General features: G+C 28.9%; 17 protein-coding genes. 10 read left to right on the forward strand and 7 right to left on the reverse strand.

Features of this window, described 5'->3' with window-relative positions:
* The 3 genes from Q3287_RS07790 to Q3287_RS07800 all read left to right on the forward strand — a co-directional run.
* Window positions 1–440 (forward strand): molybdate ABC transporter permease subunit (locus Q3287_RS07790; RefSeq protein ID WP_407963813.1); only part of this gene is annotated, 440 nt, incomplete at its 5' end.
* Window positions 441–1526, forward strand: coding sequence for a sulfate/molybdate ABC transporter ATP-binding protein (locus tag Q3287_RS07795; RefSeq protein ID WP_407963814.1), 1086 nt, complete (start codon window positions 441–443; stop codon window positions 1524–1526).
* A complete protein-coding gene (locus tag Q3287_RS07800; RefSeq protein WP_407963815.1) occupies window positions 1523–2080 on the forward strand; it encodes a sugar O-acetyltransferase in 558 nt (185 codons plus the stop codon). Before Q3287_RS07795 ends, Q3287_RS07800 begins: the two co-directional genes overlap by 4 nt.
* Window positions 2081–2276: 196 nt before the next feature.
* On the opposite strand, the gene Q3287_RS07805 is transcribed toward Q3287_RS07800, so the two are convergent.
* The 7 genes from Q3287_RS07805 to Q3287_RS07835 all read right to left on the reverse strand — a co-directional run bounded on the left by Q3287_RS07805 (window position 2277) and on the right by Q3287_RS07835 (window position 9702).
* Window positions 2277–3293, reverse strand: a complete 1017-nt coding sequence (locus Q3287_RS07805) for an ABC transporter substrate-binding protein (RefSeq protein WP_054276124.1) — start codon at window positions 3291–3293, stop codon at window positions 2277–2279.
* A gap of 31 nt (window positions 3294–3324) precedes the next feature.
* Window positions 3325–4347 carry a CD0873 family tyrosine ABC transporter substrate-binding lipoprotein gene (locus tag Q3287_RS07810; RefSeq protein ID WP_054269496.1) on the reverse strand — a complete coding sequence of 341 codons (1023 nt, stop codon included), beginning with the start codon at window positions 4345–4347 and terminating at the stop codon, window positions 3325–3327.
* Window positions 4348–4485: 138 nt separating this feature from the next.
* Window positions 4486–5241 carry an ABC transporter ATP-binding protein gene (locus Q3287_RS07815; RefSeq protein ID WP_021383597.1) on the reverse strand — a complete coding sequence of 252 codons (756 nt, stop codon included), beginning with the start codon at window positions 5239–5241 and terminating at the stop codon, window positions 4486–4488.
* On the reverse strand, window positions 5228–6130 hold the full coding sequence (locus Q3287_RS07820) for an ABC transporter permease (protein WP_407963816.1): 903 nt from the start codon (window positions 6128–6130) through the stop codon (window positions 5228–5230). The genes Q3287_RS07815 and Q3287_RS07820 overlap by 14 nt, the downstream gene beginning before the upstream one ends.
* Window positions 6131–6924: 794 nt before the next feature.
* Complete coding sequence (locus Q3287_RS07825; RefSeq protein ID WP_054269497.1) at window positions 6925–7962, reverse strand: ABC transporter substrate-binding protein; 1038 nt, start codon at window positions 7960–7962, stop codon at window positions 6925–6927.
* A 95-nt stretch (window positions 7963–8057) separates the two neighbouring features.
* Window positions 8058–8813, reverse strand: a complete 756-nt coding sequence (locus tag Q3287_RS07830) for an ABC transporter ATP-binding protein (protein ID WP_054269498.1) — start codon at window positions 8811–8813, stop codon at window positions 8058–8060.
* Window positions 8800–9702, reverse strand: coding sequence for an ABC transporter permease (locus Q3287_RS07835; RefSeq protein ID WP_407963816.1), 903 nt, complete (start codon window positions 9700–9702; stop codon window positions 8800–8802). The genes Q3287_RS07830 and Q3287_RS07835 overlap by 14 nt, the downstream gene beginning before the upstream one ends.
* A gap of 771 nt (window positions 9703–10473) precedes the next feature.
* On the opposite strand from Q3287_RS07835, the gene Q3287_RS07840 reads away from it, so the two are divergent.
* From Q3287_RS07840 to Q3287_RS07870, 7 genes are all read left to right on the forward strand, one after another.
* A complete protein-coding gene (locus tag Q3287_RS07840; protein WP_407963817.1) occupies window positions 10474–12054 on the forward strand; it encodes an NAD(P)H-hydrate dehydratase in 1581 nt (526 codons plus the stop codon).
* Window positions 12055–12235: 181 nt separating this feature from the next.
* The gene (locus Q3287_RS07845) at window positions 12236–12682 is read left to right on the forward strand and encodes an NfeD family protein (RefSeq protein WP_054269500.1); all 447 of its coding nucleotides are present in this window, start codon (window positions 12236–12238) and stop codon (window positions 12680–12682) included.
* 20 nt (window positions 12683–12702) lie between these two features.
* A complete protein-coding gene (locus Q3287_RS07850; RefSeq protein WP_054269501.1) occupies window positions 12703–13746 on the forward strand; it encodes an SPFH domain-containing protein in 1044 nt (347 codons plus the stop codon).
* Window positions 13747–14516: 770 nt separating this feature from the next.
* Window positions 14517–15677 carry a glucose-1-phosphate adenylyltransferase gene (locus tag Q3287_RS07855; protein WP_054269502.1) on the forward strand — a complete coding sequence of 387 codons (1161 nt, stop codon included), beginning with the start codon at window positions 14517–14519 and terminating at the stop codon, window positions 15675–15677.
* A gap of 1 nt (window position 15678) precedes the next feature.
* Window positions 15679–16809: a glucose-1-phosphate adenylyltransferase subunit GlgD gene (gene glgD / locus Q3287_RS07860; RefSeq protein ID WP_054269503.1), complete on the forward strand. Its 1131-nt coding sequence runs from the start codon at window positions 15679–15681 to the stop codon at window positions 16807–16809.
* Between the two features lie 28 nt (window positions 16810–16837).
* Window positions 16838–18280 carry a glycogen synthase GlgA gene (gene glgA / locus Q3287_RS07865; protein ID WP_054276132.1) on the forward strand — a complete coding sequence of 481 codons (1443 nt, stop codon included), beginning with the start codon at window positions 16838–16840 and terminating at the stop codon, window positions 18278–18280.
* A 13-nt stretch (window positions 18281–18293) separates the two neighbouring features.
* Window positions 18294–20714 carry a glycogen/starch/alpha-glucan phosphorylase gene (locus tag Q3287_RS07870; RefSeq protein WP_054276133.1) on the forward strand — a complete coding sequence of 807 codons (2421 nt, stop codon included), beginning with the start codon at window positions 18294–18296 and terminating at the stop codon, window positions 20712–20714.
* The last annotated feature ends 3 nt before the right edge of the window (window positions 20715–20717 follow it).

The raw sequence follows: 20717 nt of genomic DNA on the forward strand, positions 1-20717 counted from the left end.
AGACTTTAATATTTAGTTGGACAGCAACTGTAATTTCAGCAGTAGTGGTGTCTTTTCCTATGATGTACAGAACTTCAAGGTCAGCATTTGAACAGATTGATAATAATATGTTGTCAGCTGCGAGAACATTAGGTCTTAATGAATGGAAAGTGTTTTTTAAGATTGCAGTTCCATTAGCATGGCCTGGAATAATTGGTGGACTGGTGTTGTCATTTGCTAGGGCTCTTGGAGAATTTGGAGCAACACTTATGGTAGCTGGTAATATACCTGGAAAAACTCAAACTATGCCAATAGCTATATTTTTTGCTGTGGAGGGTGGAGATATGAATAAAGCTATGATGTGGGTTATGATTATTGTAGTGATATCTATAGCAATGATTTTATTGTTAAATTATTGGTCTGAATTTCAGCAGAAAATTATAGGAAAGAGGTGTAGATAATTGAGCTTATATGTAGATATTGAAAAAGATTTATCCTCTTTTAAATTAAAGGTAAAAATTGAACAAGAAAAAGGAATTTTAGGTTTTCTAGGAGAATCTGGTTCTGGAAAAAGTATGACACTAAAATGTATAGCAGGGCTTGAAAAACCAACAAAAGGTAAGATCGTATTAAACGATATAGTATTGTTTGATTCTGAAAAAAAGATAAATTTGTCAACTCAAGAAAGAAAAGTAGGCTTTCTATTTCAAAACTATGCTTTGTTTCCACATATGACTGTAAGTCAAAATATTGAGCTTGGACTTTTAAAACTGAGTAAGGATGAAAAAAAGGAAATAGTAGAAAGATACTTAGATATACTTAAATTGAATGGGTTTGAGAGGAGATATCCTTGGCAATTATCTGGCGGTCAGCAACAAAGAGTAGCATTAGCTAGAGCATTGGCAACATCTCCAGATATATTACTTCTAGATGAGCCGTTTTCAGCACTAGACCATCATTTAAGAAGTAATATGGAAAAAGAACTTATGAATATGCTAAAGGATTATAAAGGAGACATATTATTTGTCACTCATGACATTGAGGAAGCTTATAGAGTTTGTGATGATATTATGGTATATAACAAAGGGGAAGGCCTTCCAAAAAGACCTAAAAAAGAGTTATTTGAATCCCCAAGATACCTTATGGAAGCAAAGATAACAGGATGTAAAAATATATCTCAATTAAACAGAATAGATGAAAATACTGTTTATGCTACAGATTGGGGATGCGAGTTGACATTAAATAGAGAAATAGGCGATAATATAGAATATGTGGGAATTAGAGAGCATCATATTAATGTCTTGGATTCTAATGAAGATTTAAGTGGAAAGCTATGTTTTGAATTGATTAACATTATAGAAAATCCATTTACATATACTATATACGTTAGGAAACAGGACTTATCTAACCAGTGTATGCCTATTCAAATAGAATTAGAAAAAAGTAAAATGAGATTTAAAAATGGAGACAGCATTTATTTAGATTTTCCACAGGAATATTTATTTTGCTTTAGAAACAATTATAATGAAAAGGAGCAAATTATATGACTGAAAAAGAAAAAATGTTGTCAGGTAAAGGCTATTATGCAAGTGATAAAATTCTAGTAAAAGAAAGAGAGAAATGTAAAAGATTAACTAGACTATTTAATAATACTTTAGAGGATGAATATGAGAAAAGAGAAGAAATTTTAAGTGAGCTATTTGGTTCAGTAGGTAGTAAAATAAATGTAGAACAAAATATAAGATGTGATTATGGACATAACATCCATGTAGGTGAAAATTTTTTTGCAAATTATGATTGTATCTTTTTAGATGTATGTAAAATAGAAATTGGTGATAATGTAATGCTAGCGCCCAATGTTCAAATCTATACAGCTTATCATCCAATGGATGCACAACTTAGAAATTCTGGTATAGAGTATGGTTCCCCTGTAAAGATAGGCAATAATGTATGGATAGGTGGTGGAGTAATCATAACTCCAGGTATTACTATAGGTGATAATGTAGTAATAGGTGCAGGAAGTGTTGTCACAAAGGATATTCCATCAGATACTGTGGCTGTTGGAAATCCATGCAGAGTAATAAAGAAAATAGAGGACTAAATATTGATTATATAAAGCCTGTAAAAGTAAAGTCTATAAAAATAAATTAAGAATGTTTATACATAATTTTGAATAGAAAAGATACTAAAGTAAAAATATATGCCTGTTTCTTGTTTTAAAAAACTTATAGAAACAGGCATAGTAATTATAGAGAAAATATATTTAATTTTATATCGTTCAAACTAGAGTAGTCAAATTATTTATTTTCAGTCTTAACGTAAACTATATTATTGTTGGAAGGTTTATCTATAGAAAGTGCTTTTAATATATCTTCATTAATAATTAAATTAGTTTCATCCAAACTTGTTATAGGCATATCTGAAACTTTAGATTCTCCTTTTAGTACTTTGACAGCCATCTCACCAGTTTTATAGCCCAATTTTTCGTAATTTATGCCTTGGCAAGCCAATGCTCCTCCTTTTACCATTCCTTCTTCTGCTGCTATTATAGGGATTTTATTTTTAGTAGCAAGTTCAGATACTATAGGCATAGAAGATGCAAGTAAATTGTCTGTAGGAGCATAAATAACATCAACATTTCCCATTAGGCTAGAAGCTGCTTGATTTATTTCGCTAGAAGAACTAATTCCCTTTTCAACAATTTTAAGCCCTTTATTAGTAGCATATTTTTTCAAATTATCAACTTGAACTTTAGAATTTACTTCACTAGTATTGTATATGACACCTATAGTTTTTGCTTTGGGAACTAGTACATCAAGAGCTTCCATACTTTTTTCAATCGGTGTAAAGTTAGAAGTTCCAGAAACATTTTTACCTGGCTTATCTAAAGAATCTGCAAATCCAGCAGAGACAGGGTCAGTTACAGCAGTGATAAGTATAGGTATATCTTTAGTTGCATTATATGCAGCCTGAGCAGATGGTGTAGATATAGCAAATATCAAGTCCTTTTTATCAGATACGAATTTACTTGCTATGGTCTGTGTAGTAGGCATATCATTTTGAGCATTTTGGTAATCTATTTCTATATTTTTACCATCCTTAAAACCATTATCTTCTAAAGCTTTAACAAAGCCTTCTTTAGATGCATCTAAAGCTTGGTGTTCAACTAATTGTGTAATACCAATTTTTTTTATATCATTGTTTTTGCTGGATGATTCATCTAAATCACCTTCATTATTCTTAGAGCAACCTGTAATGGTAGATATACTAAGAACACCAATCAAAGTTAAATTTATTAGTTTACTTCGTTTCATTTTGACCACTCCCTCAAAAAATCTATTATATCTATTCTTGTTTAGTTTTTACATAAGAAATATTATCATTAGAAGGTTTTTCCATGCCTAAAGCTTTTAATATATCTTCATTAACTATGATATCTGTGTCATCCAATGTAGCTACAGGCATATCAGAAACTGATTCTCCATTTAAAATTTTAACTGCCATTTCACCTGTTTTGTAACCTAGTTTTTCATAGTTTATACCTTGACAAGCAAGAGCACCTTTTTCAACTGGACCAGATTCAGCTGCAATAACAGGAATTTTATTTTCAGTAGCTATTTTAGAAACTATAGGCATAGAAGAAGCTACTAAGTTATCTGTAGGAACATATAAGACATCTATTTTACCAACTAAACTAGAAATTCCTTGGTTGACTTCGTTTGAAGTAGTTACACCCTTTTCAACAACTTTAAAACCATTTTTAGATGCATATTCCTTTAAGGCATCAACTTGAACTTTTGAGTTAACCTCACTAGTATTGTACATAACTCCTATAGTTTTTGCCTTAGGAGCAAATATTTTAAGAAGTTCTAAGCCTTTATCTACAGAAACAAAATCTGATGTCCCAGAAACATTTCCACCTGGTTTTTCAAGTGTTTTAACTAATCCAGCAGCAACAGGGTCGCTTACAGCAGTCATAAGTATAGGTATATCTTTAGTGGCATTGAAAGCTGCTTGAGCTGATGGAGTAGATATAGCAAATATTAAATCTTTCTTGTCAGATGCAAATTTACTTGCAATACTTTGTGTAGTAGGCATATCATTTTGAGCATTTTGGAAGTCTATATCAATATTTTCTCCATCTTTAAATCCATTCTTTTCTAATGCTTTTACAAATCCTGCCTTAGTAGCATCTAATGCTGGATGTTCAACCAATTGAGTTATTCCAATTTTTTTAACTTCTTTATTTTTAGAAGCACTTTCTTGTTTTGAATTACCAGAATCTCCACCTTGTGAACATCCTGTAAGCATAGATACACTAAGTGCACCAGCTAAAACTAAACTTGCCAATCTTTTTTTATTAATCATTTTTATATCCCCCTCAAGAATTTTATTATTATATATGTTCATATATTCATATGAATTATTGTAAAGTTAGCATAATTATTATATTTTTGAGCTTATTTTAGAAATAAACTAAACTTAAATTAATATAATAGATATATTTTAAACTGCATATTCGAATTTTTCTAAGATTTCCTCAACTGTTAATTGCTCTTTTTCTTTACCCTTTACATCTAATACAACTTCACCTTTATGAAGCATTATTAATCTATCTCCATATTGAAGAGCATGTTTTAAGTTGTGAGTTACCATAAGTGTAGTTATATTTTTTTCTCTTACAATCTTATTAGTCAACTCAATTACTTCGTTTGATGTTTTTGGGTCAAGTGCCGCTGTATGTTCATCAAGTAATAAGACAGAAGGATTTGTCAAGCATGACATAATTAGTGATAGTGATTGTCTTTGACCTCCTGATAAAAACTGTACTTGAACATCAAGATATTTTTTTAAATCAAGAGACACTCCTTCTAATAAATTTTCTAAGAAATCTCTTTTGTAACGAAGACATTTTCTTAGGTTTAATAATTTCCCTTTATTAAGAGCTAAAGATAAGTTTTCTCTAACTGTCATAGAAGGACAAGTTCCAAGGCTTGGGTCTTGAAAAACTCGACTTACTATTTGAGTTCTTCTGTGTTCTGCTAGGTTAGACAAGTTGTGTTTATTTAATAATACTTGACCAGAAGATTCTTTTATAAGTCCAGATATTATGTTTAGTAAAGTAGACTTACCAGTTCCATTACTACCTATGATACTTACAAATTCACCATCTTCTATATCAATTGATAAATTTTCAAATATAGTATTAGGTTGACCGTATGGATTAGGGAAACTTTTTGAAAGATTTTTAATTTGTAACATCTATAACACCTCTTTTTTCTGATTTATTTTTGGTACTAGCTTTGTGGTTGTTTTTTTTTAGTGAAATATTTAAGTTACCAGTAGCTAAGAAAGCAATTATAACTATTGCAGTTATAAGTTTTAAGTCGGTTGATAACATTCCTAAACTCATTGCAAAGTATATAGTGAATTGGTATATAAAAGAGCCAACGATTATTGCAGTAGTATCTTTAATAAAAGTGAATTTTTTAAATAAAGTAATACCAATTATTATAGATGCAATTCCAAGAACCAAAGTTCCTATACCCATATTTACATCTGAGAATCCTAAGAACTGAGCCATAAGGCTACCAGATAAAGCTATAAGTCCATTTGAAATCATAAGTCCTAGTATCTTTATAGAGCCGATATTTATACCCAAAGATTTAATCATTTGAGAGTTATCACCAACACCTTTTAAAGTGTATCCAAGACCTGTTTTTAAGAATGAGTCTAAGAAGACTTTACAAATAAAAACGAATACTAAGGCTAAAACTATAGGAGATACTTCTCCATTGAATAAGTGCTTGAAACTAAATAGAGGGATGTTTGATTTTCCCATTATTCTTAGATTGATAGAGTATAGCATTCCCATAACTAAAATACCAGAAAGTAAGTTGGAAATCTTAAACTTAATGTGAAGAATTCCAGTAACAAGACCAGCAGTGCAACCACATAAGATAGCCATTAGTGTTGCCACTACAGGGGAAATACCATTAGTAAGAGAAAATGCTACGATAGAAGCACCCATTGTGTAACTACCATCAGCAGACATATCTGGAAAATCTAAGATTTTGTAAGTTATATAAACCCCCAGTGCCATAATCGATAAAATTAAACTTTGCGTCATTACAGATATAATACCTGACATAAATAAAACACTCCTTTGAAAATATTTTTATAATTTTAATTATTTGCTAATTTTGTGTATAAAAAAACCACATAGTATACAAAACTATGTGGTGAAAAACACGAATAAGCCACATAGTTTAATCTATGTGGCTCTTATATAGTTAAATGAAAACTCTATAAACAATATAGCCAACATAGATACAATCCCAAAATTTTACTAGTCTTAAGGGGCCTGTATCTATGTTAAAACGTAGGTACAAACCCTAAAAATAGTGGCTATAATAATAATAATATTTTTTATTGTTTAATAAAGTATTCATAATTATCTCTCCCTTTTAATATTTTAATTAGTCAGAAAATTATATGTATTCTCGACTTGTTATAAATTATAAATTATACAATAATAAAAGTCAACTGCTAAATTTAATTAAAATACTAAATAATGTATACTTAGATAACTTTTAAATTAACGTGATATTTGGAAAAAACGTTATCCTAATATTTTATTGACATGGAAAAATTGTGAAAATATTTACTAAACATAGAGTCTATATGCACATAAATTCATACTATTTTATAAAAAAAGCTGTCTAAAGAATATTAAAATCCTTTTGGACAGCTCAAGTTGTGATTAGAAAGTTATATAACTTTCATAATCAGTCGTCAGTATAGACGACTTTTATGGAAAATGAATAACTTTATATGCAATATTTGAATTGCTGAAATAAGCACAATTTTCAAAGGGTTAGGGTGGATAAGAGTACTTATTATATAAAGTTTTCATATTACCTACTTTGTTAAATTTAATAAGTATTATTCTGCAGATTTTGTATTTTCATCTGACTTTATATACTTTATATTATCGGCTGATAACTTTTGCATGTCAAGTGCTTTTAGTGTATCTTCATTAATTATTATTTCAGTTTCATCTAACATAGTAACTGGGATATCTCCAATAGATTTTCCTTCTAATACTTCAATAGCAAGTTCTCCAGCCTTATATCCTAGCTTTTCATAGTCTATTCCACAACAAGCTAAAGCACCAGAAGATACAGAACCTTCTTCAGAAGCTATTATAGGAATTTTGTTCTCATTAGCAACTTTAGCAACTATTGGCATAGAAGAAACTATTAAATTGTCAGTAGGAACATATAATACATCTATCTTACCAACTAAGCTAGAAATAGCTTGATTAACTTCACTTGAAGAGCTGATTCCTTTTTCAACAACTTCATAATTATTTTTCTTAGCGTAATCATGTAGAGAATCAACTTGGATTTTTGAATTAACTTCACTAGTATTGTATATAACACCTATTCTTTTTGCTTTTGGAGTTAATGTTTTAACTAATTCCAATGTTTTATCAATAGAAAGGTAGTCTGATGTACCAGAAACATTCCCGCCTGGCTTTTCAATAGATTTAACAAGTCCAGCTTCTATAGGGTCTGTAACAGCAGTCATAATTATAGGTATATCTTTAGTAGCATTATAAGCTGCCTGAGCAGATGGAGTAGATATAGCATATATCAAATCTTTTTTATCAGATACAAATTTACTTGCAATACTTTGTGTAGTAGGCATATCATTTTGTGCATTTTGGAAGTCTATTTTTATATTATCTCCATCCTTATAGCCTTTGTCTTCAAGTGCTTTTATGAATCCTTTTTTTGCTTTATCTAGAGATGGATGTTCTACTAATTGAGTTATACCTATATTTTTTTGTTTTTTGTTATCTGCTTTATCCTTTTCGTTTGAAGTACTAGAGCCATCATTTTGAGAACAACCAGTAAGCATTGATACACCAAGTACTCCTGCTATAATTAAACTTAATATTTTTTTACTTTTTATCATTTTATTTTCCTCCCTCAAATTTAATAATTATATTTGTTCATATATTCATATAAAAGATTATAAGTATACTTGATTAAGACTAAGTTTTTTATTTTTTAAACTGCATATTCGAATTTTTCTAAGATTTCTTCAACTGTTAATTGTTCTTTTTCCTTATCTCTTACATCTAAAACAACTTCTCCTTTATGAAGCATTATCAATCTATCACCATATTGAAGAGCATGCTTTAAATTGTGAGTTACCATAAGTGTAGTTATATTTTTTTCTCTTACTATCTTGTCTGTTAGCCCTATAACTTCATTTGATGTTTTAGGGTCAAGTGCTGCTGTATGTTCATCTAACAGAAGAACTTTAGGATTTGCTAGACTAGACATAATTAATGATAGTGACTGTCTTTGACCTCCTGAAAGATATTGTACTTTGATATCTAAATATTTTTTTAAGTCTAAAGAAATTCCTTCAAGCAAGTGTTCTAAGTCATTCGTTTTATGACGAAGACACTTTCTTAGGTTTAATAATTTACCTTTATTAAGAGCTAAAGATAAGTTTTCTCTAACTGTCATAGAAGGACAAGTTCCAAGGCTTGGGTCTTGAAAAACTCTACTTACTATCTGAGTCCTTTTGTATTCTGCTAAATTTGTTATAGCAGTATTATCTAAAGTAATTTCTCCAGAAGATTCTTTTATAAGTCCAGATATTATGTTTAGTAAAGTAGACTTACCAGTCCCATTACTACCTATGATACTTACAAATTCACCATCTTCTATATCAATTGATAAATTTTCAAATATAGTATTAGGTTGACCGTATGGATTAGGGAAACTTTTTGAAAGATTTTTAATTTGTAACATCTATAACACCTCTTTTTTCTGATTTATTTTTGGTACTAGCTTTGTGGTTGTTTTTTTTTAGTGAAATATTTAAGTTACCAGTAGCTAAGAAAGCAATTATAACTATTGCAGTTATAAGTTTTAAGTCGGTTGATAACATTCCTAAACTCATTGCAAAGTATATAGTGAATTGGTATATAAAAGAGCCAACGATTATTGCAGTAGTATCTTTAATAAAAGTGAATTTTTTAAATAAAGTAATACCAATTATTATAGATGCAATTCCAAGAACCAAAGTTCCTATACCCATATTTACATCTGAGAATCCTAAGAACTGAGCCATAAGGCTACCAGATAAAGCTATAAGTCCATTTGAAATCATAAGTCCTAGTATCTTTATAGAGCCGATATTTATACCCAAAGATTTAATCATTTGAGAGTTATCACCAACACCTTTTAAAGTGTATCCAAGACCTGTTTTTAAGAATGAGTCTAAGAAGACTTTACAAATAAAAACGAATACTAAGGCTAAAACTATAGGAGATACTTCTCCATTGAATAAGTGCTTGAAACTAAATAGAGGGATGTTTGATTTTCCCATTATTCTTAGATTGATAGAGTATAGCATTCCCATAACTAAAATACCAGAAAGTAAGTTGGAAATCTTAAACTTAATGTGAAGAATTCCAGTAACAAGACCAGCAGTGCAACCACATAAGATAGCCATTAGTGTTGCCACTACAGGGGAAATACCATTAGTAAGAGAAAATGCTACGATAGAAGCACCCATTGTGTAACTACCATCAGCAGACATATCTGGAAAATCTAAGATTTTGTAAGTTATATAAACCCCCAGTGCCATAATCGATAAAATTAAACTTTGCGTCATTACAGATATAATACCTGACATAAATAAAACACCCCTTTGAAAATATTTTTTAAATAATTTTTTAAATTTAATTTGAAAATTGAATTTTAATATAAAAAAACCACACAGTATATATAACTGTATGGCAAAAACACGAATGAGCCACACAGTATAATCCATGTGGCTCTATATTATGATGATAAAATAAAAACTTTAACAACAATTACTATAGCCAACACAGATACAATCCTTAAAAATCATAATCCTAAGGGGTTTGTATCTATGTCATGACAATTTGTCTTAACTTAGCTACAAACCCTAACTAAATTGGCTATTAAAAAATCGTACTTGTTTGTTTAATAAAGTCTTCATGTTTATCTCTCCTTTTAATTTAATAATTTTGAAAATTTTGTTTTCTATTTTGTATAGTAATTAGTTTAATACAGTAAAAAATAAAAGTCAACTATAAATTTAAGAAAATCATTAAATTATCAGAAAATTTGATTTAAATAAAAAAATTTTTATGTGTGGAATATAGCAATATTCTTAATTATTATTTTCTAAATAAAAATAAAAAATAAAAAATCTTTGGATGATTAGTTCAAATAGGCTTTAAACCAACATAATAACTCAAATTATGTGATATAATAAAATTAAATAATTATTTTAATTCAAAATTTTTTGTTATTTTAGATTACTTTAAAATTTTAGTTTTAGTAATTTTATTATGATATTTATGATATTAAAAAGACTTCAATAGATATTTATCTGTGAATATTTAGGAAGTCTTTAACTTTATAGGAGTGATGATTTATGCTGATAGGTACATCTGATTTAAGTAAAAATGTTGATGCTGCATGTGTGACAGAGTTGGGAATCCCAATGATTGTACTAATGGAAAATGCCGTGATATCTGCAATGAAAAATATGGATATAGATATATATAATAGTTATGTGGTTGTATGTGGTGTTGGTAATAATGGTGGAGATGGTCTTGGGATAGCAAGACATTTAAATACAAAAGGAAAAGATGTAGAAGTATTTTTAATAGGAAATCTTGAAAAGCTAAGTGAATGTTCTAAAATAAACTACAATATACTTTTAAATATGGGTATTAATATTATAAATATTAATAAAAGTGATTTAATTGAAAAAGATGATGAAAATAAAAATAAAGTTGATAAAATTATTAAGAATGAAAAGGAAAATATTATAAAAAATAAAAATTTAACAATGCTTGAAGAAGCAATATCTAAAAGTGATGTTGTAGTAGATGCTATATTTGGGACTGGGTTAAAAAGAGATATAACTGGTATTTTTAAAGAAGTAATCGACATGGTAAATGATAATAGTAAAAATACATATTCTATAGATGTTCCATCTGGTATAAATAGTGATAAAGGAAATGTGTTAGGAACTTGTATTAAAGCAAATAAGACAATTAGTTTTGAGTTTTATAAAAGAGGTTTTTTAAACTATGACACTAGTTCACTTATAGGTAATGTAATTGTAGAAAGAATAGGTGTTCCAGATTTTATTACAAAAAAATACCATGAAGACGAGTTCATAACTGATGAGAATTTTGTGAAAAATAATATTAGAATAAGAGATGTACATGGTTTTAAAAGTGATTTTGGAAAAGTATCTATAGTTGCAGGTTCAAAAGGATTTTATGGTGCAAGTTTTATAGCAACTGAATCTGCTGTTAAGAGTGGAAGTGGACTTGTAACATTGATTAGTGAAGAAGATGTACAAAACAAGGCATCTATTAGGCTTACAGAAGCAATGACTGTAAATTTTGAAGAAGAAAGATTGAATAAAATATTAAGTTCTAGTAATGCAATTGGTTTTGGTCCAGGAATGGGAGATAGTCATCAGACATTTGATAAATTGCTCAAAACAGTGGAAGGTTCTAATTGTCCAATTGTATTAGATGCTGACGGATTAAATGTTATGAAAGATAGATGTTATAGATTTTTAGAGTGGGAAAATAAATTCGTGATTACACCTCATCTGGGAGAAATGGCCAGGTTGACAGGAGACTCAATTGGGTATATAAGAGAACATAGGGTAGATGTAGCAAAAGAATTTGCTCAAAAATATAATGTAGTGGTACTTTTAAAAGGTTATCAAACTGTCATAACAGATGGCAAAAAAACATATATAAATCCTACAGGAAACAGTTGTATGGCAACTGGAGGAATGGGAGACTGTCTTCTTGGCATGATTACTTCATTTATAGGTCAAGGTGTGGATGTATTTGAAGCTACAGTCATGGGAGCGTATATACATGGTTATATAGGAGATAAATTAAGCAAGAAAATGTATACAGTAACTGCAACGGATTTAATAAGTAACATTTCGTTAACAATGAAGGAGTTTTTGCTTATCTAGTGAATGATATTTGATACTACTTTGTAACAACTTTAACAAAGTATGTTGATATAATACTATTAAATTAATTTAAAATTAATTTATTTTATTGGTTTATGGTTTAAATTTACATTTAAAAGCATTGTATAAACATAATATTTATATAGGGTTTTATAATTCATATGAAAAGAGGGAAGATAGTATGAAATTAATATGGTTGATAGTAGCAATCTTATTTGGAATAGCAGAAATGTTGACACCAAGTTTAACTCTGATATGGTTTAGTGTAGGAGCTGTAGTACTTATATTTTTAAGTAGCTTTGTAGAGAGTATATTCTTACAGATTCTAATTTTTGCAGTAATCTCTATAACTATGTTGGTTGTAGCTACTAAAAAAATAGTAAAGAAAGATAAAGGTTATAAGTCTAACACTAATTTACAAGCGATGATGTCTAAAAAAGGTGTTGTTACAGAAGAGATTTCTCCAAATAGCACAGGTTTAGTTGTAGTTGAACATGAAACATGGACTGCTATTTCTATAGATGGTGAAAAGATAGAAAAAGATTCTACAGTAGAAGTATTGAAAATAGAAGGGGTAAAACTAGTTGTTAAAAAAGTAAACTCTACAACTAGTGTGACAAATCAATAGAATAAAGGAGGATTTATAGTATGGGTATTAAAATTGTTTTAAGTATTGTATTAATAGTAGTAGTTGTAGCAATAAGTTTAACTTGTATAAGAGTTATAAAACAATCTAAAGTAGGTATAATAATGAGACTTGGAAAGTTTCAGAAAGTAGCTGATACAGGTGTACATTTCTTAATACCATTTTTAGATCAGATGGCATATGTAATTGATTTGAGAGAAATTGTAATAGATTTCCCACCTCAACCAGTTATAACTAAGGATAATGTAACCATGCAGATTGATACAGTTGTATATTATAAAGTTACAGACCCAGTTAGATATGTGTTTGAAATAGCAAATCCAATAGCTGCTATTGAAAACTTAACAGCTACAACATTAAGAAATATAATTGGTGAACTTGACTTAGATGAAACATTAACATCAAGAGATATAATAAACGTAAAAATGAGAACTATCCTAGATGAAGCAACAGATAAATGGGGAATAAAAGTAAATAGAGTAGAGTTAAAGAATATAATGCCTCCTCATGATATTCAAGTTGCGATGGAAAAACAAATGAGAGCAGAAAGAGAAAGAAGAGAAGCAATACTTCAAGCAGAAGGTAACAAATCAGCTGCGATATTACAAGCAGAAGGAGAAAAACAATCTGCTATACTAACAGCAGAAGCTAGAAAAGAAGCTATGGTACGTGTAGCAGAAGGAGAAAAAGAATCTGCTATCTTGGTTGCAGAAGGTGAAGCTGAAGCTATAAGACAAACAGCTATTGCTAAAGCACAAGGTGAAGCTGAAATGATAAAAAGAACTCAAGTTGCAACAGCAGAAGGTTTAAAATTAGTATTTTCAGCAATGAAAGAGTCTGATATTGACAATAATATTTTAGCATTGAAATCTATGGAAGCACTTGAAAAAATGGCTGAAGGTAAGTCAACAAAACTAGTTTTACCTTCAGAAGCAGTTAACTTCTTAGGAACATTTAAAGGAATAAAAGAAGTTATGAGTGATGATAACAAAGATATGTTAGATGTAAAAGAAGTTTTAGATAATAATGATTCATTAAAAAAATAAAAGAGTTTTGTTATCACAGGAAGGAAATGGAAATTAAAGGTCGAATTAATTAAATATAGCATAAAAATGCACGTTGAAAAGAAGAAGACTTATAGCTTTTTAAGTCTTCTTCTTTGTTTTTATTTAAAAAATAATATTATAAAAACAAATTAACAGAATTTTTATACAATTTATTCTTTACTAATATAAAAAGTGTTATATAATAATATATAAAACATGTAGGTAATGAGAATGATTTTAATTAATCTATTTATATCATTAGCACACATAATTATAAAAATAGCAACATTACTATTAATAAAACTAATAACCTAATTGTAACTTTATAATTTACTGTTTAGATGATGTCAAAAAAGTGTTAATGAAAAAAAGTTAACTATTGATTATTTAAAATTTTTTAGATAATTATTTAACAAATTTATAATTATGTTTTATTATCATGCATTTAATAAATAAAAAAATAAGTATATCTATTATGGTATAAAATATTCATAAAAAATGTTTTTTATATTTGTTAAATAAAATTTGTATTATTTTTTAACTGAGAATTGAATATTAATAAATACTATGGTGTTTATGGAAAATAATGTATACGTCAACAAGCATATTATGGGGTATACATTATATCAATTGTATAGTTGATATTATTTTATTTTTATTAAAGTATCATTTGAGCAAAATTTATACACAACATTTATTGACTGATAGAGTTTATAAAAGTAAAAATGCAATTATAAATATTAATTACTAGATGAGGGGAGTGTCATTAAATGAAAAAAGAGATGTTAGCTATGATTTTGGCAGGAGGGCAAGGTTCAAGGCTAGGCGTTTTTACAAAAAGAATTGCCAAACCAGCAGTGTCATTTGGAGGCAAGTATAGAATTATCGATTTTGTGTTAAGTAATTGTTCAAACTCTGGTATCGATACAGTCGGTGTTTTAACTCAATATAGACCGTTGATATTAAATTCACATATAGGTATGGGAAGTCATTGGGATTTGGACAGAATAAATGGTGGTGTATATGTTTTGCAACCATTTATGAATGAAAAAGAAGGTAATTGGTATAATGGTACAGCACATGCAATATATCAAAATATGGATTTTGTAGATACTTATAATCCAGAATATGTATTAATACTATCAGGTGACCATATATATAAAATGGATTATAGTAAGATGTTAAAATTTCATAAAGAAAAAGGCTCTAAAGCCACAATAGCAGTAATTGAAGTCCCTTGGGATGAGGCTTCTAGATTTGGAATAATGAATACAAATGAAGATTCAAGTATCTATGAATTTGAAGAAAAACCAAGTGAACCAAAGAGTAATTTGGCATCTATGGGAGTATACATATTTGATTGGAAGATGTTGAGAAGTTATTTTAAAGAAGCAGAAAAAAATTCAGAAGTAAATTATGATGATTTTGGAAAGAATTTAATACCTAAAATGTTAGAAGATAATGTTGGAATGTATGCTTATCCATTTAAAGGTTATTGGAGAGATGTAGGAACTATACAAAGTTTATGGGATGCTAATATGGATATAATAAAATCTCCAGAAACTCTTGATTTAGCAGACCCTAAATGGAAAATATATACAAATACTATGGCAATGCCTCCACAATATATAGGTAAAAATGCAAATGTTCATAGATCAATGATAGCAGATGGTTGTAGGATTTTAGGTGAAGTTGGTAATTCTGTATTATCACATGGAGTTGTTGTTGGTAAAGGAAGTAAGGTAATTGATTCAGTAATAATGCCAAATGTTGTAATAGGTGAAAATGTAACTATAGAAAAAGCTATGATAGGTGAGTGTGCAACAATAAATGATAATGTTCAGATAAAAAATGTAAATAATGAAATAAATGTAGTTTCTGAATACGAAAATATTGAACCTAGATGCGTATTAATAGAAGGAGGTCTTTAAGATGAGAAATGAATGTTTAGGCATAATAAATTTAAACAAAAAAGGAGACCCAGCAATAAACAAGCTTAACTATGGAAGGCCAATAGCATCTACGCCAGTAGCTGGAAGATATAGAATAATAGATTTTGCTTTATCTAATATGATAAATTCAGGAATCACTAAAGTTGGAATATTCGCAAAGGAAAAATACAGATCATTGACAGACCATATAGGCAGTGGAAAAGATTGGGATTTAAGTAGAAAAAAAGGTGGCTTATCAATTTTTAGTCCAGAAAATACTAAGTATAGAAATACTTATTCACATAGAGAAGGTGATATATACACTATCTTAGCTAATCTAGATTATATAGAAAAGAGTGAAGAAGAATATATTTTAATAGCACCTAGTTATATGCTATGCAACTTGGATTATTCTAAAGCATTGGAGTATCATAAAAAATCTCATAATGATATAACTATAATATATAAAAATGTAAATAATGCAAATAAAGATTTTGCTGGTAATTTAACTTTGAATTTGGATAGTAACAATAGAGTAATAAATGTTGGAAATAATTTAGGTAAATTCCCTAGAGCTAATATATGTATGGAAACTTATATTATGAAACGTGAAGATTTTGTAGAGTGTATATATAATATTGTAAATAAAGGCAATTATTGTTATTTAGAAGAATTCATTATTGAAGAAGCAGAAAACATGAAAGTAGGAGCTTATGAGTATACAGGATATCTGAAATGTGTAAATTCTGTCGAGTCTTATTTTGAAATGAGTAAAGATTTATTAAATTTAGAAATTGCTGATGAATTATTATATTCTGAAAGAAAGATATTTACAAAAGAAAAGAATGAATCGCCTACAATTTATACAGATAGTGCCAAGGTAGAAAATAGCTTTATAGCATCAGGTTGTCTAATTGAAGGTACTGTAAAAGATAGTATCATATTTAGAAAGGTCAATGTTGAAAAAGGAACAGTTATAGAGAACTCAATAGTAATGCAAAATTGTGTAATAAAATCAAATGCAAAATTATATAATGCAATATTAGATAAAAATACAAATATATCAAATGGAAAAGAATTAAGAGGAGATGAAAAATATCCTCTTGTAGTGGAAAAGAATACAAACATATAAATATATTTTTTAGAAGGGGGAATGACTAGTGAAGGTTTTTTATGTAACAGCAGAGTGTTGGCCCTTTGCAAAAACTGGAGGATTAGGGGATGTATCTTATGCATTACCTAAAGAATTAAAAAAAGAAGGCGTAGATGTAAGGGTTATAATGCCTAAATATTCAACTATACCAAGTTATTTAAAAGATCAACTAAAAGAGATAGCTGTGTTTAGTGTACGTGTTGGATGGAGAAATCAATATTGTGGGCTTTTAGAAATGGAATTGGATGGTGTCAAATTTTACTTTATAGATAATGAATTTTATTTTAGAAGAGAAGACGAAAGAAAGAGTATATATGGATATGGAGATGATGCAGAAAGGTATACTTTCTTTACAGATGCTGTTTTAGAAGCTATAAGTAGAATTGATTTTTATCCAGATGTAATACATATAAATGATTGGCATACAGGAATGTTACCATTGATTTTAAAAGAGAGATATGCAACCCTTGAGGGGTATAAAAATATAAAAACTATGTATACTATACATAATCTGCAATATCAAGGTGTGTTTGATAAGTTTGTTTTAGATGATATATTGGATTTACCTCAAAAATACTTTGATAATGGAGATATAGAATATTATGGCTCAATAAATTTTATGAAAGCTGGAATAAATTTTGCAGATAAAATTATAACTGTTAGTCCTACTTATGCAAATGAAATACAAACATCATTTTATGGTGAACAATTGGATGGTTTGCTTAGAAAAGAATCAGGAAAATTAAAAGGAATATTAAATGGTATAGATTATGACTTAAATGACCCTGCAAAAGATAAAGATATCTTTGTTCATTATGATGTAGATTCTATTGATAAGAAGATAGAAAATAAATTGAGACTACAAGATATTTTAGGTCTGAAAAAAGATTCATCTATTCCATTAATAGGAATAGTTTCAAGATTAGTTTCTCAAAAAGGATTTGATTTAATAGCGTATATGATGCCTGAACTTATGAGAGAAGATTTACAAATTGTTGTTTTAGGAACTGGAGAACATCAATATCAATCAATGTTCAATTATTATGATTCTAATTTTTCTGATAAAGTATCAGCTAGAATTACTTTTAATACATCGTTGGCTCAACAGATATATGCTGCAAGTGATATATTCTTAATGCCATCATTATTTGAGCCTTGTGGTATAGGACAAATGTTAGCTATGAGATATGGTTCTTTGCCAATAGTTAGAGAGACTGGAGGGCTTAAGGATACTGTAATGCCTTACAATAAATTTACTGGTGAAGGCAATGGATTTAGTTTTAAAAATTACAATGCTCATGAGATGTTTTTCTGTTTGAAAAATGCAATCAAAGTATTTAAAGATAAAGAAGAATGGACTAAATTAGTTGAAAATGCAATGAGAACAGATAATAGTTGGAAAAAATCAGCTAAGGAGTATATAGAAACATATAGAGACATATGTGATTAAAGGAGTGGTTTTTTTGGTAACAATAAGCAAAAAGAAATTCAAGCAAAAATTTGAAGTGAAAATGTATAGCTTATATGCACAGTCTATCAAGGAAGCTACTAATGAACAATTGTTAAACGTATTATGTAGTTTATTGAAAGATGAAATAGCAAAAAAGTGGGTTGCAACAAAGTTAGACAAGAAAAAGGAAGTTTATTATTTTAGTCTTGAATTTTTAATAGGAAGACAATTAAAATCAAACTTACTAAATTTGAATATTGAAGAAGAAGTTAGAGAAGGCTTATCTGAATTAGGAATTAACTTGGATGATTTAGTTGAAGCTGAAGTAGACCCAGCCTTAGGAAATGGAGGTCTTGGTAGATTAGCTGCTTGCTTTTTAGATTCTATGGCATCCTTGAATATAAGTGGTCAAGGGTATGGAATAAGATATAAATACGGTTTGTTTGAACAAAAATTTGTAAATGGTTATCAGGTAGAAGTACCTGATAACTGGCTTACAGAAGGACGATATGCTTGGGAAACTGTAAGGCCAAATGAAGCAGCAATGGTGAAGTTTGGTGGAGAGGTAGAATTAGTTAAGGAAGGTAGTCATTTAAAAGTAATGCATAAGAATTACCTTCCTGTAATGGCAATGCCTTATGATATACCAATAATTGGGTATCAAAATCAATGTATAAATACTTTAAGATTGTTTAAAAGTGAGATACCAAAGAGAGATTTTGGTGAACTTACTTCAAACGCTCTAAATTATTCTGGTAGCTATGAAGAGGCTTTAAAACATAAGTATTATACTGAGGAAATATCACAGGTACTATATCCAGATGATTCAAATTATGCAGGAAAGTTATTGAGATTAAAACAAGAATACTTTTTTGTAAGTGCAGGGATACAAGATATAATAAGAAAATATAAAAAGAACAAACTGGATATTAGCAATTTATGTGATAAGGTAGCAATTCATATAAATGATACACACCCTACCTTATGTATACCAGAACTTATGAGAATTCTGCTTGATGAAGAAAACTTATCTTGGGATGAGGCATGGCAAATAACTAAAAAAACAGTATCTTATACTAATCATACTATAATGTCAGAAGCAATGGAAAAATGGCCTGTAGGTATGATGAAAGAGCTATTACCAAGAATTTATATGATAATAGAAGAAATAAATAGAAGATATGTAGAGGAATTAAATAATAAAGGATATGACCAAGATAGAATAAATAGAATGAGTATAATAAGCTGGGATAACATCAACATGGCAAATTTATGTATTGTTACAAGTCACAGTGTAAATGGAGTTGCTAAGCTTCATACTCAAATTCTTAAAACAGAGGTATTGAAAGATTTCTACCAAGATGAGCCAAATAAATTTAATAATAAGACTAATGGAATTGCACATAGGCGATGGCTTATAAGTTCAAATCCTGAACTTAGCAATTTAATTACAGATTTAATTGGTGATTCATGGAAGAAAGATACTTTACAGTTAAAGAATATTGAAAAATTTAAAAATGATTCTTCTGTTTTACAGAGACTTGATGATATAAAATACAATAATAAAGCAAATTTAGCAAAACTTATAAAAGATAAATACGATTTAAATATCGACCCAAATTCAATATTTGATGTTCAGGTTAAGAGATTACATGCTTATAAGAGACAGTTGTTGAATATATTTAATGTACTTCATATGTATCATGAGTTACTTGATAATCCTAATTTAAATATTGACCCAAGAACTTTTATATTTGGTGCAAAAGCTGCACCAGGATATTATTTAGCTAAATGTATAATCAAATTTATAAATTCTGTTGCAAGTACTATAAACAATGATGTCAGAGTAAGGGACAAGTTAAAAGTAGTGTTTTTAGAGAATTATGGAGTATCATTAGCAGAGATAATAATACCAGCGGCAAATGTTAGTGAACAAATATCAACTACAACAAAGGAAGCATCAGGAACAAGTAATATGAAGTTTATGATGAATGGCGCTATAACTTTGGCTACACTAGATGGTGCAAATGTAGAGATATGTGAACAAGTAGGAAAAGAAAACATGTTTTTATTTGGACTTAGTGCAGAGCAAGTATTGAATTATAATAAGTATGGTGGATATTCTTCACTTGACTTATACCATTCTAATATGAATATAAAAAGGGTAGTAGATGATTTAATAAATGGATTTATTCCTAATCTAGGTGAAGAAGGAAGAAGTATTTATAATTCACTTACCACTTACAATGATGAATATTTTGTATTGAGAGATTTTGAGAATTATGGTGAAGCTCAAGCTGATATAAACAGGTTATATAGAGATAAAGAAAAATGGAATACAATGTCTTTAGTTAATATAGCTAACTCAGGATTTTTCTCCTCAGATAGAACAATTTCTGAATACGCAAAAGACATTTGGTTTAAAAGGGTGTGATTA

This window comes from Clostridioides sp. GD02404 (assembly GCF_045898275.1).
Lineage (GTDB): Bacteria > Bacillota > Clostridia > Peptostreptococcales > Peptostreptococcaceae > Clostridioides > Clostridioides difficile_A.

Excerpts from the sequence above, each read along its gene's own strand:
- Q3287_RS07820 (WP_407963816.1), bottom strand. The coding sequence starts at position 6,130 with ATGTCAGGTATTATATCTGTAATGACGCAAAGTTTAATTTTATCGATT.
- Q3287_RS07800 (WP_407963815.1), top strand. The coding sequence starts at position 1,523 with ATGACTGAAAAAGAAAAAATGTTGTCAGGTAAAGGCTATTATGCAAGT.
- glgD (WP_054269503.1), top strand. The coding sequence starts at position 15,679 with ATGAGAAATGAATGTTTAGGCATAATAAATTTAAACAAAAAAGGAGAC.
- Q3287_RS07815 (WP_021383597.1), bottom strand. The coding sequence starts at position 5,241 with ATGTTACAAATTAAAAATCTTTCAAAAAGTTTCCCTAATCCATACGGT.
- Q3287_RS07805 (WP_054276124.1), bottom strand. The coding sequence starts at position 3,293 with ATGAAACGAAGTAAACTAATAAATTTAACTTTGATTGGTGTTCTTAGT.
- Q3287_RS07845 (WP_054269500.1), top strand. The coding sequence starts at position 12,236 with ATGAAATTAATATGGTTGATAGTAGCAATCTTATTTGGAATAGCAGAA.
- Q3287_RS07830 (WP_054269498.1), bottom strand. The coding sequence starts at position 8,813 with ATGTTACAAATTAAAAATCTTTCAAAAAGTTTCCCTAATCCATACGGT.
- Q3287_RS07855 (WP_054269502.1), top strand. The coding sequence starts at position 14,517 with ATGAAAAAAGAGATGTTAGCTATGATTTTGGCAGGAGGGCAAGGTTCA.
- Q3287_RS07835 (WP_407963816.1), bottom strand. The coding sequence starts at position 9,702 with ATGTCAGGTATTATATCTGTAATGACGCAAAGTTTAATTTTATCGATT.
- Q3287_RS07810 (WP_054269496.1), bottom strand. The coding sequence starts at position 4,347 with ATGATTAATAAAAAAAGATTGGCAAGTTTAGTTTTAGCTGGTGCACTT.
- Q3287_RS07840 (WP_407963817.1), top strand. The coding sequence starts at position 10,474 with ATGCTGATAGGTACATCTGATTTAAGTAAAAATGTTGATGCTGCATGT.
- Q3287_RS07825 (WP_054269497.1), bottom strand. The coding sequence starts at position 7,962 with ATGATAAAAAGTAAAAAAATATTAAGTTTAATTATAGCAGGAGTACTT.
- Q3287_RS07850 (WP_054269501.1), top strand. The coding sequence starts at position 12,703 with ATGGGTATTAAAATTGTTTTAAGTATTGTATTAATAGTAGTAGTTGTA.